Raw genomic sequence first — 26785 nt, forward strand, 5'->3', positions numbered from 1 at the left:
CTACCATGTCATTAATTCGTCCGGCATTTGTGCTATTTATTCTGTTAACCCTGCTCACTGGCGGCCTGTATCCGTTGCTGACTACCGCCTTAGGGCAGTGGTGGTTCCCGCAGCAGGCTAACGGCTCGCTGATCCAGATCGACGGCGAGGTGCGCGGCTCCGCTCTGATCGGGCAGAACTTTACCGCCGCCGGTTATTTCCATGGACGCCCTTCCGCGACGGCAGAGGTGGCGGATAATCCGCTGGCCTCTGGCGGCAGTAACCTGGCGGTCAGCAATCCGGCGCTGGATAAAGCGATTAGCGAACGGGTAGAGGCGTTACGCGCCGCTAACCCGCAAGCGAATCCGACGGTGCCGGTCGAGCTGGTGACCGCATCGGCCAGCGGGCTGGATAACAACCTGACCCCTGCCGCGGCGCTGTGGCAGGTACCGCGCGTCGCCAAAGCGCGCAATCTCAGCGATGTGCAGGTGAAACAGTTAGTGGATCAGGCGACGCAAAAACCGTTGCTCAGCTTTCTCGGTCAACCTGTGGTAAATATACTGCAACTGAATATGGCGCTGGATGCCCTGAAGGATTAATCAATGAGTGACGAGCCGCTGCGCCCGGACCCCGACCGTCTGCTGCAACAAACCGCTGCGCCGCATCGCGGCAAGCTGAAGGTGTTTTTCGGCGCCTGCGCCGGGGTGGGTAAGACCTGGGCTATGCTGGCGGAAGCGCAGCGGCTGCGCGCTCAGGGGCTGGATATTCTGATCGGCGTGGCGGAAACCCACGGCCGCAAAGATACCGCCGCCATGCTGGAGGGGCTTAGCGCCCTCCCGCAAAAGCGCATTTCCCATCGCGGACGCTACGTCCATGAGTTTGACCTCGATGCCGCACTGGCCCGCCGCCCGGCGCTGATCCTGGTGGACGAACTGGCGCATAGCAACGCGCCGGGTTCGCGCCACCCGAAACGCTGGCAGGACGTCGAAGAACTGCTCGAAGCCGGTATCGACGTCTTCACCACCGTCAACGTCCAGCATCTTGAAAGCCTCAATGATGTGGTCAGCGGTATTACCGGCGTGCAGGTACGCGAAACCGTCCCCGACCCCTTCTTTGACGCCGCCGATGATGTCGTTCTGGTGGATTTGCCGCCGGACGATCTGCGCCAGCGCCTGAATGAGGGCAAGGTGTACATTGGCGGTCAGGCCGAACGCGCCATCGAAAACTTCTTCCGCAAAGGTAATCTGATCGCCCTGCGCGAGCTGGCGCTGCGCCGTACCGCCGACCGGGTAGACGAGCAAATGCGCGCCTGGCGCGACCGCCAGGGGCAGGAAAAAGTCTGGCACACCCGCGACGCCATTCTGCTGTGTATCGGCCACAACACCGGCAGTGAAAAACTGGTTCGCGCCGCCGCCCGGCTGGCAGCCAGGCTCGGCAGCGTCTGGCACGCGGTCTATGTAGAAACGCCCGCTCTGCACCGACTGCCGGAGGCCAGGCGGCGGGCGATCCTCGCCGCGCTGAAGCTGGCGCAAGAGTTAGGCGCCGAGACCGCCACCCTCTCCGACCCATCGGAAGAAAAAGCGGTGCTGCATTACGCTCGCGAGCACAACCTCGGCAAAATTGTGATTGGCCGCCAGGGAGAGCGCCGCTGGTGGGAACGAGCCGGGTTTGCCGACCGTCTGGCGCGTCGCGCCCCGGACCTCGATCTGGTGGTGATCGCGCTGGATGAAAAACCGGCCTCCCTGCCCGCCCGCGCGAACGACAATCGTACGGCGCTCGACAAATGGCGCCAGCAGTTGAAGGGCTGTCTGTTGGCTGTGGCGCTATGCGCCATTATCACCGTAGTCGCCATGCAGTGGCTGATGGCCTTCGAAGCCGCCAACCTGGTGATGCTCTATCTACTGGGCGTGGTGATTATCGCCCTGCTGTATGGCCGCTGGCCATCGGTGCTGGCGACCTTTATCAACGTCATTAGCTTCGATCTCTTTTTTGTCGCCCCACGCGGCACGCTGGCGGTTTCCGACGTCCAGTATCTGCTGACGTTCGGCGTGATGCTGACCGTTGGTCTGGTGATCGGCAACCTGACCGCCGGGATGCGTTACCAGGCGCGGGTGGCGCGTTACCGCGAGCGGCGCACCCGCCACCTGTATGAAATGTCGAAAGCGCTGGCGGTCGGCCGCAGCCGCGAAGATATCGCCGCCACCAGCGAACGCTTTATTACCTCCACCTTTCAGGCCCGCAGCCAACTACTGCTGCCAGATGAGAACGGGCAGCTGCAGCCGATGACCCAGCAATCCGGCGTTTTCTCGTGGGATGATGCGATTGCCCGCTGGAGCTTCGATAAGGGCCAGCCAGCCGGAGCCGGTACCGACACTCTCCCCGGCGTGCCGTATCAAATTCTGCCGCTACAAAGCGCCGCCCGCACCTGGGGACTGCTGCTGGTCGAACCGGAAAATCTGCGTCAGCTGATGATCCCCGAACAGCAACGGCTGCTGGAAACCTTTACCCTGCTGGTGGCCAGCGCCCTTGAACGTCTGACCCTGACCGCCAGCGAAGAGCAGGCGCGCTTGACCAGCGAACGCGAAAGCCTGCGCAACTCACTACTGGCCGCCCTCTCCCACGATCTGCGGACGCCGCTGACGGTCCTGTTCGGCCAGGCGGAGATCCTGACCCTCGATCTGGCCAGCGAAGGTTCGAAGCACGCGCCGCAGGCCAACGAAATTCGCCAGCACGTGCTCAACACCACCCGGCTGGTGAATAATTTACTGGATATGGCGCGTATTCAGTCCGGCGGCTTTAATCTGCATAAAGAGTGGTTAACCCTCGAAGAGATAGTCGGTAGCGCCCTGCGTATGCTGGAGCCGGGGCTTGGCGGCCAGCACATCCAGCTGTCGCTGCCGGACCCGCTACTGCTGGTCCACGTAGACGGCCCGCTGTTTGAGCGGGTGCTGATCAACCTGCTGGAAAACGCGCATAAATACGCCGGCGCGCAGGCGCAGATTGGCATTCACTCCGAAGCGGATAGGCAGCAGTTGATCATTGAAGTCTGGGATAATGGGCCGGGGATCCCGGCAGGCCAGGAACAGGCTATCTTTGATAAGTTCGCGCGTGGTAATAAAGAATCGGCTATCCCCGGCGTCGGTCTGGGGCTGGCGATTTGCCAGGCCATTGTCGAGGTGCACGACGGTAGCATTACCGCCAGCAACCGTCCGGAGGGCGGAGCCTGTTTCCGTGTTACACTGCCGCGAGAAGCGCCCCCAGAACTGGAAGAGTTAACCGAGGACATGTGATTAACGTTTTAATCATCGAAGACGAACACGCTATCCGCCGCTTTCTGCGCACCGCGCTGGAAGCCGACGGTATGCGCGTATTTGAAGCCGAAACCCTGCAGCGGGGGCTCATCGAAGCCGCCACCCGCAAACCGGATTTAGCGATCCTCGATCTCGGCCTGCCGGACGGGGACGGTAATGATTTTATCCGTGAAGTCCGCCAGTGGAGCCAGATGCCGATTATCGTGCTGTCGGCACGCAGCGAAGAGCATGACAAAATCGCCGCCCTTGACGCTGGCGCCGATGACTACCTGAGTAAACCGTTTGGCATAGGCGAACTGCAGGCGCGACTGCGCGTCGCGCTGCGCCGTCACGGCAGCGCACAGGCCGATGAGCCGGTGGTGCGCTTTGCCGATATTAGCGTCGATATCCCCGCCCGCCGTATCATGCGCGGCAGTGAAGAAATTCATCTGACGCCCATCGAGTTTCGCTTGCTGGCGGCGCTACTGAACAATCCGGGCAAAGTGCTTACCCAACGCCAGCTTCTGAATCAGGTATGGGGACCTAACGCCGTGGAGCACAGTCACTATTTGCGGATTTATATGGGGCACTTACGGCAAAAACTGGAGGCTGACCCGGCGCGGCCGCAGCATCTGCTGACCGAAACCGGTATTGGCTATCGCTTTATGCCTTGAAGGAAACAAATCAATGACCCCGGCGGTCGGTTAATGCCGCCGGGGTAAACAGGATCAGGCGTTTTTCAGCACTTCACTGACAATCTCTACCGCTTCTTTTTCAATCAGCTTGCGATGTTCTTCGCCAAGGAAGCTCTCGCAGTAGATTTTGTAGGCGTCTTCGGTGCCTGACGGACGGGCCGCGAACCAGCCGTTGTCGGTCATCACTTTCAGCCCGCCGATAGAAGCGCCGTTGCCCGGCGCCGCGGTCAGACGCGCGGTGATTGGATCGCCCGCCAGCGTGTCGGCGCTAACCATTTCCGGCGACAGCTTAGACAGCGCCGCTTTCTGCGCGGAAGTGGCCGATGCCTGCAGACGGTTGTAGCTCGGGGCGCCAAAGCGTTCCGCCAGCTCGTTGTAGTGCTCCTGCGGGTTCTTACCGGTCACCGCGGTGATTTCCGCCGCCAGCAGGCACATGATGATACCGTCTTTATCGGTGGACCACGGCGTGCCATCGAAACGCAGGAATGATGCCCCTGCGCTCTCTTCGCCGCCGAAGCCGAAGCTGCCATCGAACAGACCGTCAACAAACCACTTGAAGCCCACCGGCACTTCCACCAGCTTACGGCCCAGATCGTTAACCACGCGGTCAATCATCGCCGAGGAAACCAGCGTTTTACCAACCGCAACGTCTTTACCCCACTGCGGACGATGCTGGAACAGGTAGTTGATAGCCACCGCCAGATAGTGGTTCGGATTCATCAGGCCAGCCGGGGTCACGATACCGTGACGGTCGTAATCCGGATCGTTGGCGAAGGCCAGATCGAACTTATCGCGCAGCGCCAGCAGACCCGCCATCGCACACTCGGAGGAGCAGTCCATGCGGATCGCGCCATCTTTATCCAGGTGCATAAAGCGGAACGTCTGATCGACCTGATCGTTAACGATGGTCAGATCCAGCTTGTAGTGCTCGCCGATGCGTTTCCAGTATTCGATACCCGAACCGCCCAGCGGGTCGACGCCCAGTTTCAGGCCCGCTTTCTGAATAGCCGCCATATCGACGATATCCGCCAGCCCTTCAATAAACGGCTGTACCAGGTCCTGCTCTTTCACGTGGCCGGAAGCCAGCGCGGCGTCGAGAGAAATACGCTTCACGCCCTGCAGACCGGCGGCCAGCAGTTCATTCGCGCGGTTCTCCACCACTTTAGTCACGTTGGTATCAGCCGGGCCGCCGTTTGGCGGGTTGTACTTAATACCGCCATCTTCCGGCGGGTTGTGCGACGGGGTGATAACGATACCATCCGCCAACGGGCCGCCTTTTTTGTTATGCACCAGAATCGCGTTGGAAACCGCCGGCGTCGGGGTGAAACCGTTGTTTTCCTGAACGATCACATCAACACCGTTCGCCGCCAGCACTTCCAGCACGGAAATGAAGGCCGGTTCGGATAAAGCGTGGGTATCCTTACCCACGTAGCACGGGCCGGTGATGCCGTTTTTCGCGCGGTTTTCCGCAATCGCCTGCGCAATCGCCAGAATATGCTGCTCATTGAAATTGTGGCGCCCTGCGCTACCGCGATGGCCGGAGGTGCCGAACTTAACCGCATGCTCCGCATTGCCCGCTTCCGGCTTCAGCACATAGTACTGAGCGGTCAGCTGGGCGACGTTAATCAAATCACTCTGTTGTGCCGGCTGACCCGCACGTTTATCGATTGCCATTGCCTGATCCTTCTGGTGCAAAGTTTAATTAACTAGATCGTGCCGCATACCTTTTCAATCAGCTCCGCAGGGAACTGCATTGATTGCATGATGTGTTCGATCATGCTGCATTTACGGCCGGTATTAGTATTGGTGATAACCCACCACGGCGTACCAGGAACCTGTTTCGGTTTGGTCTGATTACCGCTTTTCAGCAGCGTCCGTGAGTCTTCGGCGAAGTATACGCGGGTGCGTCCGTGCAGAGACTCAGTGGCTTCTGAAAATGCCTTGCTGTCTAACGAGTAAAGCGTAGTCAATACCAGCATGAAGCGGTTAACCGCGCGCTTTTGTTCAGCGTATTCGTCAGATAACAGCAGCTCGCGCATGGCGCGGACTTTATCTTTAACCGGGTTGGCCGGCTTCGCTTCGACGACTGGCGCCGCCGCAGGAGCAGCCGCCGGCGCGGCTTTCGCCGCTGGCGCGCCAGATGCAGGCTGAGAAACGGCGGAAAATTTCAGCATGCGCCGTAAAATGTCGGATGCGCTCTCGCCGATATGCAGAGTGTGGCTGGCAATATAGCGGTAGAGCTCATCATCAACTTCGATTGTTTTCATCTTAATCCAGTGCGATTTCTTTGTTTCTGAATACAAGTCGTCGGGATTAACTATCCTTTGTCTTTCACACTACTGCGCAAAAGGCATCAGATAGAGGACAAATCCCAACCGCGAATAGCGTCAAACCAGGATGGCGGTAAAACTCAGAATGCTTCCGGGTCTTGCAGCCTAATGGCAGAATGTCCAACATAATACCCTAACCCGACGGAGCGAAAAAAAGAACTTTGCCATGAAATTAAATAGCCGAGCGCAATCTGCACAAAACCCGCACAATAAATCCCCAATCGTCCTGGTACACGGCCTGTTCGGCAGCCTGGACAACCTTGGGATCCTCGCCCGCGATCTGGTCGCCGACTACGATATATTGCAGGTCGATATGCGCAACCACGGCTTATCGCCGCGTTCACCGGAGATGACCTACCGCGCGATGGCGCAGGACCTGCTCGATACCCTCGACGATCATCAGATCGAGAAAGCGACCTTTATCGGCCATTCGATGGGCGGCAAAGCGGTGATGGCGCTGACCGCGCTGGCGCCGGATCGCATCGCCGGGCTGGTGGCGATTGATATCGCGCCGGTGGCTTATCACGTCCGCCGTCATGATGAGATCTTCGCGGCGATTAACGCCGTCAGCGAATCCGCCGCCAGCACCCGCCAGCAGGCGGCGCAGGTAATGCGCGAGTATATAAATGAAGAAGGCGTCATTCAGTTTCTGCTGAAATCCTTTGTCGACGGCGCGTGGCGCTTCAACGTGCCGGCGCTGTGGGATCAATACCCGCATATTGTCGGCTGGGAAACCGTGCCCGCCTGGCCGCACCCGGCGCAATTTATTCCCGGCGGCAACTCCCCTTATGTCACCGATGAATACCGCGACGCGCTGCTGGCGCAGTTCCCGCAAGCCCGCGCCCACGTCATTGCCGGCGCCGGACACTGGGTGCATGCGGAAAAACCCGAGGCGGTTTTACGCGCAATTCGCCGTTATCTGAGCACAATTGAAGCCTGAGTGGCTAAAAAACGCCCGACCGCGCGGCAGAATGCCCGCGGTCGTTGGCGCAGCGGTTCGCCTGATGTATTATGGCGCGCTATCTGCGCCGGCTATAGCCCGGCAGCTTGTTTCCCCGAAGTCACTCTGAATCATGGCAAAAGAACAAACGGACCGAACGACATTAGATTTGTTCGCAAATGAGCGTCGCCCGGGTAGACCGAAAACCAATCCGCTTTCGCGCGATGAACAACTGCGCATCAACAAACGCAATCAGCTCAAACGCGATAAGGTTCGCGGCTTGAAGCGCGTTGAGTTGAAGCTCAACGCCGATGCGGTCGACGCGCTTAATGAGCTGGCGGAAGCCCGCAACATGAGCCGCAGCGATCTTATCGAAGAGATGCTGATGCACCAACTGGCCTGCCTGCGTAACCAGGGCGAAGTCTGAAAAACGCAAAAAAATCGCTTTCATGTAGCAGAGTGTGCACCAGGACGTTATTGCTGTTTCCGCGCCCTTCCCTGTTCTGCTATGATTGCCGTTAACTGTAGGCATAATGCCACTACCACATCATTAAGTTTCAAGAGGTTATTTTACTCATGGCAATCATCGGCATCTTTTTTGGCAGCGACACCGGCAACACCGAAAATATTGCAAAAATGATCCAAAAGCAGCTCGGTAAAGACGTTGCTGAAGTTCACGACATTGCCAAGAGCAGCAAAGAAGATCTGGAAAGCCACGATATTCTGCTGCTCGGCATCCCAACCTGGTACTACGGCGAAGCGCAGTGCGACTGGGACGACTTCTTCCCGACGCTGGAAGAGATCGACTTCAACGGTAAGCTGGTAGCCGTCTTTGGCTGCGGCGACCAGGAAGATTACGCAGAATACTTCTGCGATGCGCTGGGCACCATTCGTGACATTATTGAACCGCGCGGCGCAACCATCGTTGGCCACTGGCCGACCGCGGGCTACCACTTCGAAGCGTCTAAAGGCCTGGCGGACGACGATCACTTCGTCGGTCTGGCGATTGATGAAGACCGTCAACCGGAGCTGACCAACGAGCGCGTTGAGAAGTGGGTGAAGCAGATTTCCGAAGAGCTGCATCTGGAAGAAATCAAAAACGCCTAAGAATCAAACAGCGCAGCTATTAAGCTGCGCTGAATTAATAGATAAAAGCAATCAAACTAATAGCTACAAGTTTTTAACTTTTCATCACATATCTGTACAATGTCCTCTGATTCCACGAGGTCACGTGACACAGTTTGTAGCTGGTAATTCGTTTTTGACAGCTTACAAGGCGCGATGGTTGCAGTTTTCATTTCAGAGTAGCAGCTCTATAATGAGACGCATTACATCGGGTGATTCTCTGTATTGCTTCCCTTTAAAGGAAGCCGATCTTTAGCAACAGGACAGATTCCGCATGACTGACAACAATATCGCATTAAAGAAGGCTGGCCTGAAAGTCACACTTCCCCGACTGAAAATTCTGGAAGTGTTGCAGGAACCGGATAACCATCACGTCAGTGCGGAAGATTTATACAAACGCCTGATCGATATGGGTGAAGAGATTGGTCTGGCTACCGTTTACCGCGTGCTGAACCAGTTCGACGATGCAGGCATCGTGACTCGCCACAACTTCGAAGGCGGTAAATCCGTATTCGAGCTGACTCAGCAACACCACCACGATCACCTGATTTGCCTCGATTGCGGCAAAGTGATCGAGTTCAGCGATGATTCTATCGAATCCCGCCAACGTGAAATTGCTGCGCAACACGGCATCCGCTTAACCAACCACAGCCTGTACCTCTACGGCCACTGTGCGGAAGGCGACTGCCGCGAAGATGAACATGCCCACGATGCGGTGAATAAATAATTTCCCGTCTCGTATGTAATGAAAAGCCAGCCTTCAGGTTGGCTTTTTTTATGGGTGAAATCCGCCTGAATGCGTATTCTGTCAGAGCCTAACGCCTTGTACGGAGAGTTACTATGGAGCTGCGCCAGCTACGCTATTTTGTCCGCATCGTGGAAACCGGCAGTATGGGCCGCGCCGCGCTCGATCTGAATATTGGCGTCTCTGCGCTCAGCCAGCAAATGGCGCGTCTGGAAAATGAACTCGCTATCCGCCTGCTGCAACGGACTTCGCGCGGCGTAATGCCCACCAGCGCCGGCCTCGCCTTTTACTCGCAGGCGCAACTGGCGCTGCGCCATGCTGACGATGCCATTCTCGCCGCGCGTGAAGCACGCCTTTCCGGTCACGTCAGCGTCGGTATGGCGCCGAGTACCGCTTCTGTGCTGGGCGTACCTTTTATCAACGCCATGCGCGAAAGCTACGCCGACGTCCGCCTGCACCTGGTGGAAAGCCTCTCCGGCAATCTGGAACGGATGATCAACACCCGCCAGCTCGATTTAGCCATCGTTTTCCAGAAAGAGAAGATCCTGCGCTGGAGCGCCCGACCCATTCTTGAGGAACGTCTGTTCCTGATTGGCGCCCATGACGTGCTGGCGCCGCTGCCCGGCGATAGCATCTCTCCGGACCAGCTTGCCGCCATCCCGCTGATTATGCCAAGCCAGGGACATGGCCTGCGCGGCAGGCTGGACGCTATTTGCCAGGAGCACGCCATCAACGTTGACGTGGTGGCTGAAATCGATGGCCTGGCCCTGCTGATGCGCGCCGTCCGTGACGGGCTCGGCGCCACGCTGCAGCCGGGCGCGGCGATTTCTCATCTCGACAGCAAGGCGCTAAGAGTGATCGGCGTCGACAATCCGGTACTAAGCCGACCTAATTTTCTGGTCAGTCTCTCAGATGACGAACTCACCCCGGCAGGCCTTGCCGCGCGCGTGATACTGACCAAAGTCATGCGTCAGCTTGTGGAAACTGGCTGCTGGCCGGGCGCCAGTCTTTACACTTCCTAAACCCCTCTTTAGCTTTACGCCATAGCGCCTGTCGCCCCTGCGCCTTACATTTCCATTACAAATTTAACAATTAGTCAAAGCGTAATGGAGCCGATAATGGTGGATGTACTGGTGATTGGCGGCGGCAACGCCGCGTTATGCGCCGCCTTAACCGCCCGGGAAGCAGGCGCATCCGTACTGCTGCTGGAAGCCGCGCCGCGGGAATGGCGGGGCGGTAACTCTCAGCACACGCGTAACCTGCGTTGTATGCACGATGCGCCGCAGGATGTCTTAGTCGACAGCTACCCGGAAGAAGAATACTGGCAGGATCTGCTGCGCGTCACCGGGGGCAACACCAACGAAGCGCTGGCTCGCCTGGTGATCCGCACTTCGTCGCAATGTCGGGACTGGATGCGCCGTCATGGCGTTAACTTTCAACCGCCCTTATCCGGCGCCCTGCATGTCGCCCGCACCAACGCCTTTTTTATGGGCGGCGGTAAAGCCCTGGTCAATGCCTATTACCGCAGCGCCGAGCAGATGGGCGTGCAGATCCGCTATAACACGCCGGTGCAGGCGCTTGAATTACGTGATGGCGAATTCGTCGCCGCGCTGGCGGGCACCGAGCGGATCGCCGCGAAAACCTGCGTGCTCGCCGCCGGCGGTTTTGAATCTAACCGCGAGTGGCTGCGCGAAGCCTGGGGGCAAAATGAGCGCGGCGAGTGGCCTGCCGACAACTTTCTCATCCGCGGCACCCGTTTTAACCAGGGAGTGCTGCTCAAATTTATGATCGACGCAGGAGCCGATATCATCGGCGATCCTTCACAGTCGCACTGCGTCGCCATTGACGCCCGGGCGCCGCTCTATGACGGCGGCATCTGTACCCGCGTCGACTGCGTGTCGCTGGGGGTGGTGGTGAACCGCGATGCCGAGCGCTTTTATGATGAAGGGGAGGATTTCTGGCCCAAACGTTACGCCATCTGGGGCCGTCTGGTCGCCCACCAGCCGGGGCAAATCGGCTATTCGATCATCGACAGTAAAGCCGTTGGACAGTTTATGCCGCCCGTTTTTCCGGGCGCCCAGGCCAATACCATCGCGGAACTGGCCCGCCAATTGGGGCTGGATGGCGAACGTTTGTCGCAGACCATCGCCAGCTACAATGCCGCCTGTACGCCAGGCCAGTTCGACCATACCCGTCTTGATAATTGCGCTACCTCCGGCCTGACGCCGCCAAAAACCCACTGGGCGCGGCCTATCGATACGCCGCCTTATTATGGTTATGCCCTGCGTCCAGGGATCACCTTCACCTACCTCGGGCTGTACGTCAATCAACACGCCGCCGTTCACTTTGCCGGTAAGCCGAGCCGCAACCTGTTTGTCGCCGGCGAAATGATGGCTGGCAACGTACTGGGCAAAGGCTATACCGCCGGCGTAGGCATGTCGATCGGGACCACATTCGGCCGCATTGCCGGTCAGCAAGCCGCCCTGGCGGCGCAGCAGGAGAAACATCATGAAGTCGCTTGAAAAGCTGATCATCGAGGCGCAAATCATCACCGAGCCGGAGGCGGAAGTCGAACGGGTGATGCAGGTCTGTAACGCCTGTCGCTATTGCGAAGGGTTTTGCGCCGTATTCCCTGCCATGACCCAGCGTCTGGCATTCGGCAAGGCGGATATTAACTATCTGGCGAACCTGTGCCACAACTGCGGCGCCTGTCTGCACGCCTGTCAGTATGCCCCGCCGCACGAGTTTGCGATTAATGTTCCCAAAGCAATGGCGGAAGTGCGGCTGGAAACCTATCAACATTACGCCCGGCCCGCCGCTTTCGGCAGTTTATATCGCCGTGCGGGGATCGCCACGGTGCTGGCGCTGGTCGCGGGTCTTGTTCTGTTTCTGCTGCTGGCGATGGGGCTTAAAGGTTCGCTGCTGCACCCGCCGCTGGCCGGTGATTTCTACCAGATTTTCCCGCATAACCTGCTGGCGTGGATGTTCGGTTCGGTTTTCATTGTGGCCATTGGTTTATTGATGAGCGGGGTGATTCGTTTCTGGCGCGAGATCTCGCCTGGCCAACCGCAAGCTGGTGATATCGCCAGGGCCTCGCATGATGCGCTGACGTTGAAATATCTCGACGGTGGCCACGGTAAAGGCTGTAACGAGGCCGATGATGCCTTCACGCTGATGCGCCGCCGTTTTCACCACTTCACCTTTTACGGCTTTATGCTCTGTTTCGCCGCCACGCTGGTGGCTACGGGCTATCACTATTTCGCCGGCTGGGAAGCGCCCTATCCGTTCTTCAGCGTACCGGTGCTGCTTGGCACACTTGGCGGCATCGGGCTACTGGTGGGCCCGGCGGGTTTGCTATGGCTGAACCTGCGCCGCTCGCCGCTGCACGGCGACGCACGGCAAAAACCAATGGATCGCGCTTTTATCCTACTGTTGCTGCTGACCAGTTTTACCGGGCTCGCGCTACTGGTGGGCCGGGACACCTCGTGGATGGGCATTCTGCTCGCTATCCATCTCGGGGTGGTGATGGCGCTGTTTTTAACGCTGCCTTACGGAAAATTTGCCCACGGATTTTATCGCTGTGCGGCGCTACTCAAGTGGGCGATTGAGAAACGCCGCGGAAAACAGGCGGCAGTCGCAGGTGACTAACCCGCCCCTCTTACCTCTATAAAAACAAGATAAAGACAATGGAGAGCACACCCTATGACCCAACCAACCTCGCGCGCCGGTACCTTCGGCGCAATTCTCCGCGTAACCAGCGGTAATTTTCTCGAGCAATTCGACTTCTTTCTGTTTGGTTTCTATGCCACCTATATCGCCAGAACCTTCTTTCCGGCAGAGAGTGAGTTCGCGGCGTTGATGCTCACCTTTGCCGTATTTGGTTCCGGTTTCCTGATGCGCCCCATCGGCGCGGTGGTATTAGGAGCTTATATCGACAGGATCGGTCGCCGCAAAGGGCTGATGGTCACCCTGGCGATTATGGGCTGCGGCACGTTACTGATTGCGCTGGTGCCGGGCTACCAAACCATCGGCGTGCTGGCGCCGGTGCTGGTCTTAATTGGCCGTTTGTTGCAAGGATTCTCGGCCGGGGTCGAGCTCGGCGGTGTGTCGGTCTACCTGTCGGAAATCGCCAAACCGGGGAAAAAGGGGTTCTATACCAGTTGGCAGTCCGCCAGCCAACAGGTCGCCATCCTCATGGCGGCGCTGATTGGCTACGCGCTGAACGAGACGCTGGGTCACGACGAGATTGCAGAATGGGGCTGGCGCATTCCCTTCTTTATCGGCTGCCTGATTATCCCGCTGATTTTCGTGCTCCGGCGTTCGCTGCAGGAGACCGAAGCGTTTCTGCAGCGTAAGCATCGTCCCGATACCAAAGAGATACTGACCACTATTGTTAAAAACTGGCGCATCATCAGCGCGGGCACCTTACTGGTGGCGATGACCACCACCACCTTTTATTTTATTACCGTCTATACCCCAACTTATGGCAGAGCGGTACTGCATCTGAGCGCACGCGACAGCTTGCTGGTCACGATGCTGGTCGGTATCTCTAACTTTATCTGGTTGCCGATTGGCGGGGCGCTGTCAGACAAAATAGGCCGCCGTCCGGTACTGATGGGAATTACCGTCCTGGCGCTGCTGACCACCTGGCCGGTGATGCAATGGCTCACCGCCGCGCCGGATTTCACCCGCATGACGCTGGTGCTGCTGTGGTTCTCGTTCTTCTTTGGTATGTATAACGGCGCAATGGTGGCGGCGCTAACGGAAGTGATGCCGGTCTACGTTCGCACCGTGGGCTTTTCGCTGGCGTTTAGCCTCGCCACCGCTATCTTCGGTGGGCTGACGCCGGCTATCTCTACCGCACTGGTCGAAATCACCGGTGATAAGAGCGCGCCAGGCTGGTGGCTGATGTGCGCGGCCCTATGCGGATTCGCCGCCACCGCCATGCTGTTCATGCGTCTGAGCCGCGGCTATCAGCCAGCGGAAATACCGCGTTAAAATAGCGACGGGCGGAGTGTGCGCTCCGCCCGTTTACGCTTAACTGTCTGCTTTACTTAGTGGTGTTATTACTGCGAATCTCCTGCCAGATTTTATCGCAGCGCGCTTTTACCGCCTGGTCATTACCGGTGCGCGTCGCCTGAATACAGGCCTGATAATCCAGCACTCTGACGCTCTCCTGCGTCGCAAACTGCTGATGCGGTTTCTCTTCCTTCAGGACGTTGAGTACGCTCTGACAGGCTTCAATCTTGTCCGGATTACCTTCTGCCGTGTTGATACAGGCGCTATAGGCATCTTTCAATTTGGAATCTTCTTTCGGCGCTGGCGATGGCGCGCAGGCAACCAGACCTGATGCCATGATAGCGATGAGCAGCAACTTTTTCATAGTTATTCTCCCAGAGGGGCGGCAGGCTCACGCCCGCCGCGCAGGCATCAGAAAATGGTGAACGGCGCGATAACCATAAACTTCACGTCACGCTCATCCTGGAAGATGTTGCCGTAACCACCGCTCCAGCTTGGGATGTCGGAGTGGTTGTCGTATTGCGTGAAGTGCAGTTTGAACATCGTTCCTTTCGCCCGGCCTTCCTGCAGGGTGTAGATAGCATCCAGACTGTAGGCGGACTCTTTCAGACGATAGTTAGGATCGTAGTAAGCATCCGGGGATGCCATTCTGCCAGGCTTCGCATCCCAGGCGTAAACATAGGAAGCGCCAAACGCCCAGCCCGGCATATCCCAGTTCTTCATGTCATACATCGCCCCGAAGAACACCGCTTTCTCGCCGTTGGCGTTAAAGTCGGAGCGGTTATCCCACCAGATATCAAGACGACCATTAGAGGAGGCATAGGTTGGCGTCATACGCTGCAGGAAGTAGCCCTGCTGGCCATCGGCTTTAACCCAGGTCCCTTCCAGACGCAGATCCAGCACATCGGCCGCTTTATAGCCAAAGGTGATCGCCTGCAGCCACGCGGTGCCGTCGTAGATGTCGTTGACGCCGCCGTTGCTGACTTTATCGCGGGTACCATAGAACTGATAGCTGGCGCTTAACGGCGAACCGGCGATATCAAATTTGTAGCTGGCCTTCGCAAAGTATTGATCGATATAACCTTCAGCCTGGCCAAAAGCGGCTTCAAGCACCAGATCGTTTTTAAAATCGTATTTCGCGCCAAGAGAGTGCAGATAGTCGACCTTGGTTTTCTTATCGTTCTGGTAGAAATCATCCATCTCGATATGCCACGGCGCTTTATATTCGTTGGTCCACATGTAGGAGAAACTCAGCGCGCCGTTATCGCCATAGTCGAAGTTGGCTCCGGCTTCCGCCCCCTGATAGGTACCCGGCATAAAGCTCCAGTGCGGCGCCAGCAGCGTTTGCCCGGTCGGCTGGATATAACCCGCGCGCGCCCACGCCGGGCCGAATTTAAATTTAGCCGCTGCTTTATACAGGCTAATCCCGCTCTTATCGCCGGAATAATCTTCACTGTAGGCACGGTTACTGGAGGAGAAGGCAATTTCGTTCGGGTGGCCGCTGTCGCCGTTTTCCGCCATTTCTATCGCGGTGAAGGCGGCAATATCAATCCCGAACATATCGGCGGCATAGCCGGACTGGAAATCCAGGTTGGCGTTCCAGGTAGAATGGGAAAGGTTGGTTTCATACTTGTCGGTTTCTACGTTTTTACGGTCGCGCTCGCGCTGCCAGTAATAGATACCGCCAGTTAAAGTAGAATCATCGATAAAGCCTGCTGCGCTGGCCTGTGGAGCCACAACCCAACCCGACATCGCGGTGACGGCGGCAATAGCCAGCGCCAGCGTACTACGTTTGCCACTAAACGTACGCATGTGCATATCCTCTTTGACGTTTTAAAATTGCGATTGCCAAAGGCAGCTCGCTAAAAAAATAAAAAAGTACTAAAAGCGGTGCGGTTAAAAGTCCGCGAAACCACTATGGATAGACTATTTTTCGTGACGCGAATTATCAATCTCTTTCGCAGAGCAAAGCTTAAGATTATGACAAAGCGCACATAATTTATGTCTTTTTGTTACAGACTTACTTCTCAGCTTTTTTAACGATAAGTCATGGTTATATCGAAAAAAAATTGATAGTTGCCGGAAGCTGAAACGGTTAAATGTAAATACACCGGCAGGAAGAGATGGGGAATTATTACGGTGTTTTAATAAGATTAATTCGCATCGAAAAAATATCGATTTTTAATTCACTGATTCTGAAATAAAAAAAACGCCGCAATGTGCGGCGTTTCATGAATACGGTGAGCATTACTCGCCGATTTTAGCCCAGGTGTCACGCAGGCCAACGGTGCGGTTGAAGACCAGATGGCCCTCGGTGGCGTAGCGGCTGTCGAGGCAGAAGTAACCTTCGCGCTCGAACTGGTATGCTTTACCCGCCTGCGCTTTTGACAGGCTCGGCTCGGCGAAACCTTGCTTGATGACCAGCGATTCCGGGTTCATTACCGCCAGGAAGTCATCCGCCGCGCCCGGGTTCGGCACGCTAAACAGACGGTCATAGAGGCGAATTTCAACCGGCAGCGCGTGCGCCGCGCTCACCCAGTGGATAACGCCTTTGACCTTGCGGCCATCGGCCGGGTCTTTACTCAGGGTGTCGGCATCGTAAGTACAGAAGATGGTAGTGATGTTACCCTCTGCATCTTTCTCAACGCGTTCCGCTTTAATCACGTAGGCGTTGCGCAGACGCACCTCTTTACCCAGCACCAGACGCTTGTACTGTTTGTTAGCTTCTTCGCGGAAGTCCGCGCGATCGATCCAGATCTCAGCGCTGAATGGTACTTCGCGGCTGCCCATCTCCGGCTTGTTCGGATGGTTCGGCATCGCCACCATTTCGCTTGCGCCCTGCGGATAGTTTTCGATAACCAGTTTAACCGGATCGATCACCGCCATCGCGCGCGGCGCGTTTTCATTCAGATCTTCACGAATGCACGACTCCAGCGACGCCATCTCAATGGTGTTGTCCTGCTTGGTCACGCCGATGCGTTTGCAGAACTCGCGGATGGATTCAGCGGTATAGCCGCGACGGCGCAGACCGGAAATAGTCGGCATACGCGGGTCATCCCAGCCTTCCACATGCTTTTCGGTCACCAGCTGATTCAGCTTACGCTTGGACATCACGGTGTATTCGAGATTCAGGCGCGAGAATTCATACTGACGCGGATGCACCGGAATACTGATGTTGTCGAGCACCCAGTCGTACAGACGACGGTTGTCCTGGAACTCCAGGGTACACAGCGAGTGGGTGATACCTTCCAGCGCATCGCTGATGCAGTGGGTGAAGTCGTACATCGGGTAGATGCACCATTTGTTGCCGGTCTGATGGTGTTCGGCAAATTTAATGCGATACAGCACCGGGTCACGCATCACGATGAATGGCGACGCCATGTCGATCTTCGCGCGCAGGCAAGCCTTACCCTCTTCAAAACCGCCGGTACGCATTTTTTCGAACAGCGCGAGGTTCTCTTCCACGCTGCGATCGCGGTACGGGCTGTTTTTACCCGCTTCTTTCAGGGTACCGCGGTATTCGCGGATCTCGTCGGCGGACAGTTCGTCAACGTAGGCCAAACCTTTGTTGATCAGTTCAACCGCATACTGATGCAGCTGATCGAAGTAATCAGAGGAGTAGCAGACATCGCCGGACCAGTGGAAACCTAACCACTGCACGTCGTTTTTAATCGACTCCACGTATTCGATATCTTCTTTCACCGGGTTGGTGTCATCGAAACGCAGATTACATTGACCTTGATAATCCTGAGCGATGCCGAAGTTCAGGCAAATGGATTTTGCATGGCCAATGTGCAGGTAACCGTTCGGTTCCGGCGGGAAGCGGGTATGAACGGTGGTGTGCTTACCGGTAGCCAGATCTTCATCGATGATCTGACGGATAAAGTTAGTCGGGCGGGCTTCTGCCTCACTCATCACGGGTTCCTCAAAGCGTAAACAACGTATAACGGCACATGATCTTACAAGCAGGGCGCAGAGACAACTATTAGTTACGCAAAATACGTATCTGTTGTTGGATATGGGGGTATTTGCTGCAAAAAAAAGCGGCGCAGGTTTCGCTGCGCCGCTGAGGCAAAACTCTACTCAGGAGCCTTACTTGCCTTTAATCTCGAACAACGGCGTTTGGCCGGCAACAACGTTACCCGTTGCCTGAATCACCAGCGCGCTGTAATCATCGCTGTTGCTGCAGACGACCGGACTGATCATCGAGCGGGCGTTGGCGTTAAGGAACGCCAGATCCATTTCCAGGATCGGCTCGCCGGCTTTCACCTGTGCGCCCTCTTCAACCAGACGTTTAAAGCCTTTGCCTTCCAGCGCGACGGTATCAATGCCCATATGGACGACGATTTCCGCGCCGTTATCGGTTTCCAGGCAGAATGCGTGGTTGGTGTTGAAGATTTTCACCACCGTACCGGCCGCCGGCGCGACAACGATGTTATCGGTCGGTTTCACCGCGATACCGTCACCAACGGCTTTGCTGGCGAAGGCTTCATCCGGCACCTGCTCAAGCGCCACCACTTCACCGGTGATCGGGGAAACCAGCGCTTCGACGGTTTTGGCGTTCGCGACCGCCTGCGGTTTGGCCGCAGGCGCGGCGGCTGGCGCGCTGTCAGTCGAAGCAGCCGCAGCAGCAACCGGACCACGGGCAACCACTTTCTTCATGGCGTCGCCAACGGATTCCGCTTTCGCGCCAACAATGACCTGGATGGTCTGTTTGTTCAGTTTCACCACCCCGGAGGCGCCGAGACGTTTACAGGCGGCATCGTTGACTTTCGCCGAGTCGCCGACGGTCAGACGCAGACGGGTGATACAAGCATCAATGGCTTTCAGGTTATCGGTACCGCCTACGGCTGCGATGTAGTTGGTCGCCAGCTGAGTCAGACCTTCTTCGGTGTTGCTGTTAGCTTCTTCAGTCACGACGTCGTCGGTTTTATCTTCACGACCCGGCGTTTTCAGGTTGAACATGCGGATAACCGCGCTGAACAACAGGAAGTAAACGAAGAAGAACACCACGCCCATCACCAGCAGCATCCAGACGTTTTTGCTGGCTGCCGGCAGGCTATACATCAACACGTAGTCGATAGCGCCCGCGGAGAAGGAGAAGCCCGCGTGGATACCCAGCGCCGTTGCGATGAACAGGCTGATACCGGTCAGGATAGCGTGCAGGAGGTACAGCAATGGCGCCAGGAACATGAACAGGAATTCCAGCGGCTCGGTCACACCGGTCAGGAACGCGGTGATGGCCACGGACAGCAGCATACCGCCGACCATCGGACGACGATCTTTCGGCGCAGCCATGTACATTGCCAGCGCAGCGCCCGGCAGACCGAACATCATGATCGGGAAGAAGCCGGACATGAACATCCCCGCGGTGCCGTCACCGGCATAGAAGCGGTTGATGTCGCCGTGGAAGACCGCACCCGCGGCGTTGGTGAACTCGCCAATCTGGAACCAGGCGATGGTGTTCAGCACCTGATGCAGACCGGTTGGGATCAGCAGACGGTTAATGAAACCGAAGATACCGGAACCCAGCGCGCCCGCAGACACGATCCATTCACCGCCCGCATGAATAGCGTGCTGCACCGGCGGCCAGACATAGCCGAAGATGGCAGCCAGCACCAGACAGAAGAAGCCGGTAGCGATCGGTACGAAGCGTTTGCCGCCGAAGAAGCTCAGGAAGTCTGGCAGTTTAATGCCGGCCCAGCGGTTATAAACAGCACCCGCGACCAGACCGGTAATGATACCCGCCAGCACACCCATGTTAATTTCCGGGTTGATGGTAACCATCGCTTTGGTCATCACGAAATAACCTACCGCGCCGGCCAGCGCCGCAGAACCCGCGTTATCTTTGGACCAGCTTGATGCCACGCCGATGGCGAAGATCAACGCTAAGTTGTCAAAGATTGCCCCACCCGCTTGCGCGATGAAGGGTACGTTCAGCAGATCCGGTTGCCCGAATCGCAGCAGCAATGCCGCGACCGGCAGCACTGCGATAGGGAGCTGTAATGCCCTACCCAGCCGCTGAAAGAAACCTAAAATATTCATCTTATTCCCCCTATGAGACCCCGATGAGGCTCATTTCAAAGCCACTTTTTTATTGTGTAACAAGGTCGGATTTATCACTTACCGGCAAAGTGTGTGAAAAATTAATTCGTATCGCAAATTAAACGGGTATTTTTTGTGACTATAATCACCAAATATCGTATTCACCCCTCCCTTTGACTGGCTAACATCGAAAACTTATTTTATCATTCAAAAAATCAACACGGATTGACCCCGGTCGGCGCAGTTGCTGCAATACTCTTCATAGTATGCTGGCGCCAATCCGCCAGGTTCTAATTTAACTATAGAGGTGAAGAATGAGACTGATCCCCCTGGTAACAGCTGAACAAGTAGGTAAATGGGCTGCCCGTCATATCGTTAACCGCATTAACGCGTTCAAACCGACCGCGGACCGTCCGTTCGTACTGGGTCTGCCTACCGGTGGTACGCCTCTTACCGCTTACAAAGCGCTGGTTGAAATGCATAAAGCAGGCCAGGTTAGCTTCAAGCACGTTGTTACCTTCAACATGGATGAGTATGTCGGCCTGCCGAAAGAGCATCCGGAAAGCTATCATAGCTTCATGCACCGCAATTTCTTTGACCATGTTGATATTCCAGCTGAAAATATCAACCTGCTGAATGGTAATGCGCCAGATATCGATGCAGAATGCCGTCGTTATGAAGAAAAAATCCGCTCCTACGGTAAAATCCACCTGTTTATGGGCGGCGTAGGTAACGATGGTCATATCGCGTTTAACGAACCGGCCTCTTCTCTGGCGTCCCGTACCCGTATTAAAACCCTGACCCATGACACCCGCGTGGCCAACTCCCGCTTCTTCGACGGCGATGTGGATCTGGTGCCGAAATATGCGCTGACCGTGGGCGTGGGTACCCTGCTGGATGCAGAAGAAGTGATGATTCTGGTACTGGGCCATCAGAAAGCGCTGGCGCTGCAGGCGGCGGTCGAAGGTAACGTCAACCACATGTGGACCATCACCTGTCTGCAGCTGCATCCGAAAGCGGTTGTGGTCTGCGACGAGCCGTCCACGATGGAACTGAAAGTGAAGACCCTGAAATATTTCAACGAATTAGAAGCTGAAAATATTAAAGGTCTGTAATGTAGTCCGTCCCGCGCCCTGGCGTGGGACCATCTTTTTCTTTGTATGCAACGCCAGAACAATGCGAGTTGAGCTGGTGGGGCGTATATACCGGGGGTCGTAATGTATGCATTAACCCAGGGCCGGGTTTACACCGGTCATGAAATTCTCGATGACCATGCGGTCGTTATCGCCAATGGCCGTATCGAACGTCTCTGTCCGCTGGCTGATTTGCCGTCTGAAATTGAGCAACGCTCGGTCAACGGCGCGATTATTGCCCCCGGTTTCATCGACGTCCAGCTGAACGGCTGCGGCGGCGTGCAATTCAACGATAGTCCGGATGCGGTCACCGTCGAAACGCTGGAAATTATGCAGAAAGCGAATGAGCGTTCCGGCTGCACCAACTTCCTGCCGACGCTGATTACTTCCAGCGATGATCTGATGAAGCAAGGCATCCGCGTCATGCGCGAATACCTGCAAAAACACCCCAACCAGGCGCTGGGTCTGCATCTGGAAGGGCCGTGGCTGAATATCGTCAAGAAAGGCACCCATAACCCGGACTACGTGCGTAAACCGGACGCCGCGCTGGTCGACTTCCTGTGCGACAACGCCGACGTTATCACCAAAGTGACGCTGGCCCCTGAGCGCGTCGAGCCGGAAGTGATCCGTAAACTGGTCGCCGCCGGCATCGTGGTTTCGGCAGGTCACTCTAACGCTACGCTGAAAGAAGCGAAAATCGGTTTCCGCGCCGGTATCACTTTTGCGACACACCTTTATAATGCCATGCCGTACATTACCGGCCGTGAACCAGGTCTGGCCGGCGCCATTTTCGACGAGCCGGATGTCTACTGCGGTATCATCGTTGACGGCATGCACGTCGATTATGCCAACGTGCGTAACGCTAAACGCCTGAAAGGCGATAAACTGTGCCTGGTGACTGACGCCACCGCGCCGGCAGGGGCTAATATTGACCAGTTCATTTTTGCTGGTAAAACAATATACTACCGTAATGGTCTGTGCGTGGATGAAAACGGCACTCTCAGCGGTTCTTCGCTGACCATGATCGAAGGGGTACGTAACCTCGTTGAACATTGCGGCGTAGCGCTGGACGAAGTGCTGCGTATGGCGACGCTCTACCCAGCGCGCGCGATTGGCGTGGACAAGCAGCTCGGCAGCATTGCGCCGGGTATGGTCGCTAACCTGACCGCTTTCAGCCGCGATTATAAAATCATCAAGACCATCGTTAATGGTAACGAGGTCGTCACTGAGTAAGTAAAAGTATGACAGCAGGCGGACAAGCTCAAATTGGTAACGTCGATCTGGTAAAACAGCTGAACAGCGCGGCCGTCTATCGGCTGATTGACCAACATGGTCCCATCTCGCGCATTCAGATAGCGGAACAAAGTCAGCTTGCCCCTGCCAGCGTAACCAAAATTACGCGTCAGCTTATTGAGCGCGGCCTGATCAAAGAAGTCGATCAGCAGGCCTCCACCGGGGGGCGCCGCGCCATCTCTATCATCGCGGAAACCCGCAATTTCAACGCTATCGGCGTGCGGCTTGGCCGCTATGACGCCACCCTGACCCTCTATGATTTAAGCAGTAAGACGCTGGAAGAAGAGCACTTCCCGCTGCCGGAGCGTACCCAGGAAACGCTTGAGCACGCGCTGCTGAATATCATCGCCACCTTTATTGAAAATTGTCAGCGCAAAATCCGCGAGCTCATCGCCATTTCGGTCATTCTGCCGGGGCTGGTCGATCCGGAAAGCGGCGTTATCCGCTATATGCCGCACATTCAGGTAGAGAACTGGGGGCTGGTCGAAGCGCTGGAAAAACGCTTTAACGTCACCTGTTTTGTCGGCCACGATATCCGCAGCCTGGCGTTGGCCGAGCACTATTTTGGCGCAAGCCAGGATTGCGAGGACTCTATTCTGGTGCGCGTACACCGCGGTACCGGCGCGGGCATTATTTCCAACGGGCGCATTTTTATCGGCCGTAACGGTAACGTCGGCGAAATTGGCCATATCCAGGTTGACCCATTAGGCGAACGCTGTCACTGCGGCAACTTCGGCTGTCTGGAAACCGTCGCCGCGAACGCCGCTATTGAGCACCGCGTCCGCCATCTGCTTGAGCAGGGCTATCAAAGCCGCATCACGCTTGATGACTGCAATATCAAAACTATCTGCAAAGCGGCAAATAAAGGCGATGCGCTGGCCTGTGAAGTGGTCGAATACGTTGGCCGTCATCTGGGCAAAACCATCGCCATCGCCATCAACCTGTTTAATCCACAAAAAGTGGTGATTGCCGGTGAAATCGTCGAGGCGGAAAAGGTGCTGCTGCCGGCCATCGAAAGCTGTATCAACGGCCAGGCGTTGAAAGCGTTTCGCCACAATCTGCCGGTGGTACGCTCGACGCTCGATCACCGCTCCGCCATCGGCGCCTTTGCGCTGGTCAAACGCGCGATGCTCAATGGCATCCTGCTACAGCATTTGCTGGAAAGTTAATCCAGCTTTATAGTTTCGCCTTTCGTTAATGATGTTGGACTGTCCATGACCATTCAAAACGTAATTTGTGATATCGACGGCGTGCTGATGCACGATAACGTGGCTGTTCCCGGCGCCGCTGAATTTATCAAACGCATCCTGGAAAAAGGCATGCCGCTGGTGATGCTGACCAACTATCCTTCGCAAACCGGGCAGGACCTGGCCAACCGCTTCGCCACCGCCGGTATCGAAGTGCCGGATACCGCGTTCTACACCTCCGCCATGGCCACCGCCGATTTCCTGCGTCGCCAGGAAGGTAAAAAAGCCTATGTGGTTGGCGAAGGCGCGCTCATCCACGAACTGTATAAGGCCGGCTTCACCATCACCGACGTTAACCCTGATTTCGTCATCGTTGGCGAGACCCGCTCCTTTAACTGGGAAATGATGCATAAAGCGGCTTTCTTTGTCGCCAACGGCGCGCGTTTCATCGCCACCAACCCGGATACTCACGGCCGTGGCTACTACCCTGCTTGCGGCGCACTCTGTGCGGGAATCGAAAAAATCTCCGGCCGTAAACCGTTTTATGTCGGTAAGCCGAGCCCGTGGATTATCCGTTCCGCGCTTAACAAAATGCAGGCCCACTCCGAGCAAACGGTGATCGTCGGCGATAACCTGCGTACCGATATCCTCGCCGGCTTCCAGGCGGGCCTTGAGACCATTCTGGTGCTCTCCGGAGTCTCCACGCTGGACGATATCGACAGCATGCCGTTCCGCCCGTCGTGGATTTATCCGTCGGTCGCCGAAATCGACGTTTTTTGAGCCGAAACCACGTCCCTGGACGTGGTTTTTTATTTTTGGTGCCGCCAAAAATAGATTCATCTAATGAAAATGGCTTATCGCTAAACAATCATCAATAAAGCCGAGATAAACATACTCATTTTTCAACATCCGGCAATCAGCATTGCACTTTTTACTTTTCTGCCGGTAAATCTCTTGCGCCCCACTCTCCTTTACGGCATTTTCTTTAACACGCACTAAGACCTTGCAAGAGACGAGGTCTGCATAACATCACTACACGACAGGGTAACGGAGAAGGCTATGTGTTCTATTTTTGGCGTACTGGATATTAAAACTGACGCAGGCGAACTGCGTAAAAAGGCACTGGAACTTTCCCGCCTGATGCGCCACCGCGGACCGGACTGGTCCGGCGTTTATGCCAGCGATAAAGCGATTCTCGCCCACGAACGTCTGTCGATCGTCGACGTCAACGCCGGCGCCCAGCCGCTCTATAACCAACAAAAAACCCATGCGCTGGCGGTCAACGGTGAAATCTACAACCACCAGGCGCTGCGCGCCGAATATGGCGATCGCTACCAGTTCCAGACCGGTTCCGACTGTGAAGTGATCCTCGCGCTGTACCAGGAAAAAGGGCCTGAGTTCCTCGATGAACTGCAGGGGATGTTTGCCTTCGCGCTGTATGACAGCGAGAAAGACGCTTATCTGATTGGCCGCGACCATATCGGTATTATTCCGCTGTATATGGGCCACGACGAGCACGGCAACTTCTACGTCGCCTCTGAAATGAAAGCGCTGGTGCCGGTCTGCCGCACGATTAAAGAGTTCCCTGCGGGTAGCTACCTGTGGAGCCAGGATGGCGAAATTCGCCAGTACTATCAGCGCGACTGGTTCGACTACGACGCGGTAAAAGACAACGTCACGGATAAAAACGAACTGCGTCAGGCGCTGGAAGAGTCGGTGAAGAGCCACCTGATGTCCGACGTACCTTACGGCGTGCTGCTCTCCGGCGGCCTGGACTCGTCGGTGATTTCGGCCATTACCAAAAAATACGCCGCCCGCCGCGTTGAAGATCAGGAGCGCAGCGAAGCCTGGTGGCCGCAACTGCATTCATTCGCGGTCGGCCTCGAAGGCTCCCCTGACCTGAAAGCGGCGCAGGAAGTCGCAAACCACCTCGGCACCGTGCATCACGAAATTCACTTTACGGTGCAGGAAGGGTTGGATGCGATCCGCGACGTTATCTATCACATCGAAACGTATGACGTGACCACCATTCGCGCCTCGACGCCGATGTACCTGATGTCGCGTAAAATTAAAGCCATGGGCATTAAAATGGTGCTCTCTGGCGAAGGTTCCGATGAAGTATTCGGCGGGTATCTCTACTTCCACAAAGCCCCGAACGCTAAAGAACTGCATGAAGAAACGGTGCGTAAACTGCAGGCGCTGCACATGTTTGACTGCGCCCGCGCTAACAAAGCGATGTCCGCCTGGGGGGTAGAGGCCCGTGTACCGTTCCTCGATAAGAAATTCCTCGATGTGGCGATGCGCATCAACCCGCAGGATAAAATGTGCGGCAAGGGCAAAATGGAAAAACATATTTTGCGCGAATGCTTTGAGTCCTATCTGCCAGCCAGCGTCGCCTGGCGCCAGAAAGAGCAGTTCTCCGACGGCGTGGGCTATAGCTGGATTGATACGCTGAAAGAAGTGGCGGCAAAACAGATTAGCGACCAGCAGCTGGAGACGGCAAGCTTCCGCTTCCCGTACAACACGCCGACCTCTAAAGAAGGTTATCTGTACCGCGAAATCTTCGAAGAGCTGTTCCCGCTGCCCAGCGCGGCGGAATGCGTACCCGGCGGCCCGTCCGTTGCCTGCTCTTCAGCGAAAGCCATCGAGTGGGATGAAGCGTTCAAAACCATGAACGATCCATCAGGACGCGCGGTCGGCGTCCACCAGTCAGCTTATAAATAAGCAATCAACACGCATAGCGGACCCTACGGGGTCCGTTTTTTTTATGCCAAAATTGGCAAATAAAAACGATAAATAATCAATTCTTGCCGATTATTGCAGCATGCTGTTCGCAACCTAACCAAACAGTCACATTACGACGATTTTCCTTGAAAAAGTGGTTGACGCTCGCAGGCCCAATACGCATAATGCGCCCCGCAACGCCGATAAGGTAACGCGAAAAAAAGATGGCTACGTAGCTCAGCTGGTTAGAGCACATCACTCATAATGATGGGGTCACAGG

At 56.2% G+C, this 26785-nt stretch carries 22 protein-coding genes and 1 pseudogene; 17 read left to right on the forward strand and 6 right to left on the reverse strand.

What is annotated here, in order from left to right; all coding sequences use genetic code 11:
- The first annotated feature begins 5 nt into the window (after positions 1-5).
- From kdpC to kdpE, 3 genes are read left to right on the forward strand one after another with little or no spacing between them, the layout of a single operon-like run.
- The gene (kdpC, locus tag ABLU80_RS17890) at positions 6-578 is read left to right on the forward strand and encodes a potassium-transporting ATPase subunit KdpC (RefSeq protein ID WP_348850271.1); all 573 of its coding nucleotides are present in this window, start codon (positions 6-8) and stop codon (positions 576-578) included.
- 3 nt (positions 579-581) lie between these two features.
- Positions 582-3269 (forward strand): two-component system sensor histidine kinase KdpD, encoded by a 2688-nt coding sequence (gene kdpD, locus ABLU80_RS17895; protein WP_320944397.1) that lies wholly within the window; start codon positions 582-584, stop codon positions 3267-3269.
- Positions 3266-3943, forward strand: coding sequence for a two-component system response regulator KdpE (gene kdpE / locus ABLU80_RS17900; protein WP_020079352.1), 678 nt, complete (start codon positions 3266-3268; stop codon positions 3941-3943). The genes kdpD and kdpE overlap by 4 nt, the downstream gene beginning before the upstream one ends.
- Before the next feature lie 54 nt (positions 3944-3997).
- Here kdpE and pgm read toward each other — a convergent pair whose 3' ends face one another.
- Together pgm and seqA are read right to left on the reverse strand one after the other, a co-directional pair.
- Positions 3998-5638 (reverse strand): phosphoglucomutase (alpha-D-glucose-1,6-bisphosphate-dependent), encoded by a 1641-nt coding sequence (pgm, locus tag ABLU80_RS17905; RefSeq protein ID WP_015367693.1) that lies wholly within the window; start codon positions 5636-5638, stop codon positions 3998-4000.
- Between the two features lie 32 nt (positions 5639-5670).
- The gene (seqA, locus tag ABLU80_RS17910) at positions 5671-6231 is read right to left on the reverse strand and encodes a replication initiation negative regulator SeqA (RefSeq protein WP_015367694.1); all 561 of its coding nucleotides are present in this window, start codon (positions 6229-6231) and stop codon (positions 5671-5673) included.
- A gap of 229 nt (positions 6232-6460) precedes the next feature.
- On the opposite strand from seqA, the gene ybfF reads away from it, so the two are divergent.
- The 8 genes from ybfF (at position 6461) to ABLU80_RS17950 (ending at position 14102) form a co-directional block, all read left to right on the forward strand.
- A complete protein-coding gene (ybfF, locus tag ABLU80_RS17915; RefSeq protein ID WP_015367695.1) occupies positions 6461-7234 on the forward strand; it encodes an esterase in 774 nt (257 codons plus the stop codon).
- Positions 7235-7367: 133 nt separating this feature from the next.
- Positions 7368-7661: a LexA regulated protein gene (gene ybfE, locus ABLU80_RS17920; RefSeq protein ID WP_015367696.1), complete on the forward strand. Its 294-nt coding sequence runs from the start codon at positions 7368-7370 to the stop codon at positions 7659-7661.
- 149 nt (positions 7662-7810) lie between these two features.
- Positions 7811-8341 (forward strand): flavodoxin FldA, encoded by a 531-nt coding sequence (gene fldA, locus ABLU80_RS17925; RefSeq protein WP_015367697.1) that lies wholly within the window; start codon positions 7811-7813, stop codon positions 8339-8341.
- Between the two features lie 292 nt (positions 8342-8633).
- A complete protein-coding gene (gene fur, locus ABLU80_RS17930) occupies positions 8634-9086 on the forward strand; it encodes a ferric iron uptake transcriptional regulator (RefSeq protein WP_015367698.1) in 453 nt (150 codons plus the stop codon).
- A gap of 113 nt (positions 9087-9199) precedes the next feature.
- Positions 9200-10126: a tricarballylate utilization LysR family transcriptional regulator TcuR gene (gene tcuR / locus ABLU80_RS17935; protein WP_047080590.1), complete on the forward strand. Its 927-nt coding sequence runs from the start codon at positions 9200-9202 to the stop codon at positions 10124-10126.
- A gap of 96 nt (positions 10127-10222) precedes the next feature.
- Positions 10223-11626 carry an FAD-dependent tricarballylate dehydrogenase TcuA gene (tcuA, locus tag ABLU80_RS17940; RefSeq protein ID WP_047080589.1) on the forward strand — a complete coding sequence of 468 codons (1404 nt, stop codon included), beginning with the start codon at positions 10223-10225 and terminating at the stop codon, positions 11624-11626.
- Positions 11613-12752: a tricarballylate utilization 4Fe-4S protein TcuB gene (tcuB, locus tag ABLU80_RS17945; protein WP_015367701.1), complete on the forward strand. Its 1140-nt coding sequence runs from the start codon at positions 11613-11615 to the stop codon at positions 12750-12752. Before tcuA ends, tcuB begins: the two co-directional genes overlap by 14 nt.
- Before the next feature lie 54 nt (positions 12753-12806).
- Complete coding sequence (locus ABLU80_RS17950) at positions 12807-14102, forward strand: MFS transporter (RefSeq protein WP_348850274.1); 1296 nt, start codon at positions 12807-12809, stop codon at positions 14100-14102.
- Positions 14103-14154: 52 nt separating this feature from the next.
- Here ABLU80_RS17950 and chiQ read toward each other — a convergent pair whose 3' ends face one another.
- Entirely contained in the window at positions 14155-14487 is a 333-nt protein-coding gene (chiQ, locus tag ABLU80_RS17955; RefSeq protein ID WP_015367703.1) for a ChiQ/YbfN family lipoprotein, read from the reverse strand.
- Positions 14488-14534: 47 nt separating this feature from the next.
- A complete protein-coding gene (chiP, locus tag ABLU80_RS17960) occupies positions 14535-15935 on the reverse strand; it encodes a chitoporin (protein ID WP_015704749.1) in 1401 nt (466 codons plus the stop codon).
- A 105-nt stretch (positions 15936-16040) separates the two neighbouring features.
- Here chiP and ABLU80_RS17965 point away from each other — a divergent pair.
- Positions 16041-16118 (forward strand): annotated as a pseudogene (locus tag ABLU80_RS17965) (methionine synthase); the annotation flags it as partial.
- A 252-nt stretch (positions 16119-16370) separates the two neighbouring features.
- Here ABLU80_RS17965 and glnS read toward each other — a convergent pair.
- Both glnS and nagE read right to left on the reverse strand, forming a co-directional pair.
- Positions 16371-18038 carry a glutamine--tRNA ligase gene (gene glnS, locus ABLU80_RS17970; RefSeq protein WP_348850276.1) on the reverse strand — a complete coding sequence of 556 codons (1668 nt, stop codon included), beginning with the start codon at positions 18036-18038 and terminating at the stop codon, positions 16371-16373.
- Between the two features lie 177 nt (positions 18039-18215).
- Positions 18216-20168 carry a PTS N-acetyl glucosamine transporter subunit IIABC gene (gene nagE, locus ABLU80_RS17975; RefSeq protein ID WP_047080588.1) on the reverse strand — a complete coding sequence of 651 codons (1953 nt, stop codon included), beginning with the start codon at positions 20166-20168 and terminating at the stop codon, positions 18216-18218.
- A gap of 314 nt (positions 20169-20482) precedes the next feature.
- Between nagE and nagB the strand changes: the two genes are divergently transcribed.
- The 5 genes from nagB to asnB all read left to right on the forward strand — a co-directional run bounded on the left by nagB (position 20483) and on the right by asnB (position 26505).
- Positions 20483-21283 (forward strand): glucosamine-6-phosphate deaminase, encoded by an 801-nt coding sequence (gene nagB, locus ABLU80_RS17980; RefSeq protein WP_015367707.1) that lies wholly within the window; start codon positions 20483-20485, stop codon positions 21281-21283.
- Between the two features lie 102 nt (positions 21284-21385).
- Positions 21386-22534 (forward strand): N-acetylglucosamine-6-phosphate deacetylase, encoded by a 1149-nt coding sequence (nagA, locus tag ABLU80_RS17985; protein WP_015367708.1) that lies wholly within the window; start codon positions 21386-21388, stop codon positions 22532-22534.
- An 8-nt stretch (positions 22535-22542) separates the two neighbouring features.
- Positions 22543-23763: an N-acetylglucosamine repressor gene (locus tag ABLU80_RS17990; protein WP_015367709.1), complete on the forward strand. Its 1221-nt coding sequence runs from the start codon at positions 22543-22545 to the stop codon at positions 23761-23763.
- Between the two features lie 45 nt (positions 23764-23808).
- Positions 23809-24561 (forward strand): HAD-IIA family hydrolase, encoded by a 753-nt coding sequence (locus tag ABLU80_RS17995; RefSeq protein WP_015367710.1) that lies wholly within the window; start codon positions 23809-23811, stop codon positions 24559-24561.
- A 279-nt stretch (positions 24562-24840) separates the two neighbouring features.
- Positions 24841-26505, forward strand: a complete 1665-nt coding sequence (asnB, locus tag ABLU80_RS18000) for an asparagine synthase B (protein WP_348850277.1) — start codon at positions 24841-24843, stop codon at positions 26503-26505.
- Positions 26506-26785 lie beyond the last annotated feature (280 nt).

Origin of the sequence: Klebsiella sp. CN_Kp104 (assembly GCF_040064515.1) — a bacterium.
Taxonomy (GTDB): domain Bacteria; phylum Pseudomonadota; class Gammaproteobacteria; order Enterobacterales; family Enterobacteriaceae; genus Klebsiella; species Klebsiella aerogenes.

Coding starts and splice junctions, on each gene's coding strand:
- pgm (WP_015367693.1), bottom strand. CDS start 5,638: ATGGCAATCGATAAACGTGCGGGTCAGCCGGCACAACAGAGTGATTTG.
- asnB (WP_348850277.1), top strand. CDS start 24,841: ATGTGTTCTATTTTTGGCGTACTGGATATTAAAACTGACGCAGGCGAA.
- tcuB (WP_015367701.1), top strand. CDS start 11,613: ATGAAGTCGCTTGAAAAGCTGATCATCGAGGCGCAAATCATCACCGAG.
- tcuR (WP_047080590.1), top strand. CDS start 9,200: ATGGAGCTGCGCCAGCTACGCTATTTTGTCCGCATCGTGGAAACCGGC.
- chiP (WP_015704749.1), bottom strand. CDS start 15,935: ATGCGTACGTTTAGTGGCAAACGTAGTACGCTGGCGCTGGCTATTGCC.
- nagE (WP_047080588.1), bottom strand. CDS start 20,168: ATGAATATTTTAGGTTTCTTTCAGCGGCTGGGTAGGGCATTACAGCTC.
- nagB (WP_015367707.1), top strand. CDS start 20,483: ATGAGACTGATCCCCCTGGTAACAGCTGAACAAGTAGGTAAATGGGCT.
- fur (WP_015367698.1), top strand. CDS start 8,634: ATGACTGACAACAATATCGCATTAAAGAAGGCTGGCCTGAAAGTCACA.
- chiQ (WP_015367703.1), bottom strand. CDS start 14,487: ATGAAAAAGTTGCTGCTCATCGCTATCATGGCATCAGGTCTGGTTGCC.
- glnS (WP_348850276.1), bottom strand. CDS start 18,038: ATGAGTGAGGCAGAAGCCCGCCCGACTAACTTTATCCGTCAGATCATC.
- ybfE (WP_015367696.1), top strand. CDS start 7,368: ATGGCAAAAGAACAAACGGACCGAACGACATTAGATTTGTTCGCAAAT.
- fldA (WP_015367697.1), top strand. CDS start 7,811: ATGGCAATCATCGGCATCTTTTTTGGCAGCGACACCGGCAACACCGAA.
- ABLU80_RS17995 (WP_015367710.1), top strand. CDS start 23,809: ATGACCATTCAAAACGTAATTTGTGATATCGACGGCGTGCTGATGCAC.
- ABLU80_RS17990 (WP_015367709.1), top strand. CDS start 22,543: ATGACAGCAGGCGGACAAGCTCAAATTGGTAACGTCGATCTGGTAAAA.
- nagA (WP_015367708.1), top strand. CDS start 21,386: ATGTATGCATTAACCCAGGGCCGGGTTTACACCGGTCATGAAATTCTC.
- kdpC (WP_348850271.1), top strand. CDS start 6: ATGTCATTAATTCGTCCGGCATTTGTGCTATTTATTCTGTTAACCCTG.
- ybfF (WP_015367695.1), top strand. CDS start 6,461: ATGAAATTAAATAGCCGAGCGCAATCTGCACAAAACCCGCACAATAAA.
- kdpD (WP_320944397.1), top strand. CDS start 582: ATGAGTGACGAGCCGCTGCGCCCGGACCCCGACCGTCTGCTGCAACAA.
- ABLU80_RS17950 (WP_348850274.1), top strand. CDS start 12,807: ATGACCCAACCAACCTCGCGCGCCGGTACCTTCGGCGCAATTCTCCGC.
- seqA (WP_015367694.1), bottom strand. CDS start 6,231: ATGAAAACAATCGAAGTTGATGATGAGCTCTACCGCTATATTGCCAGC.
- tcuA (WP_047080589.1), top strand. CDS start 10,223: ATGGTGGATGTACTGGTGATTGGCGGCGGCAACGCCGCGTTATGCGCC.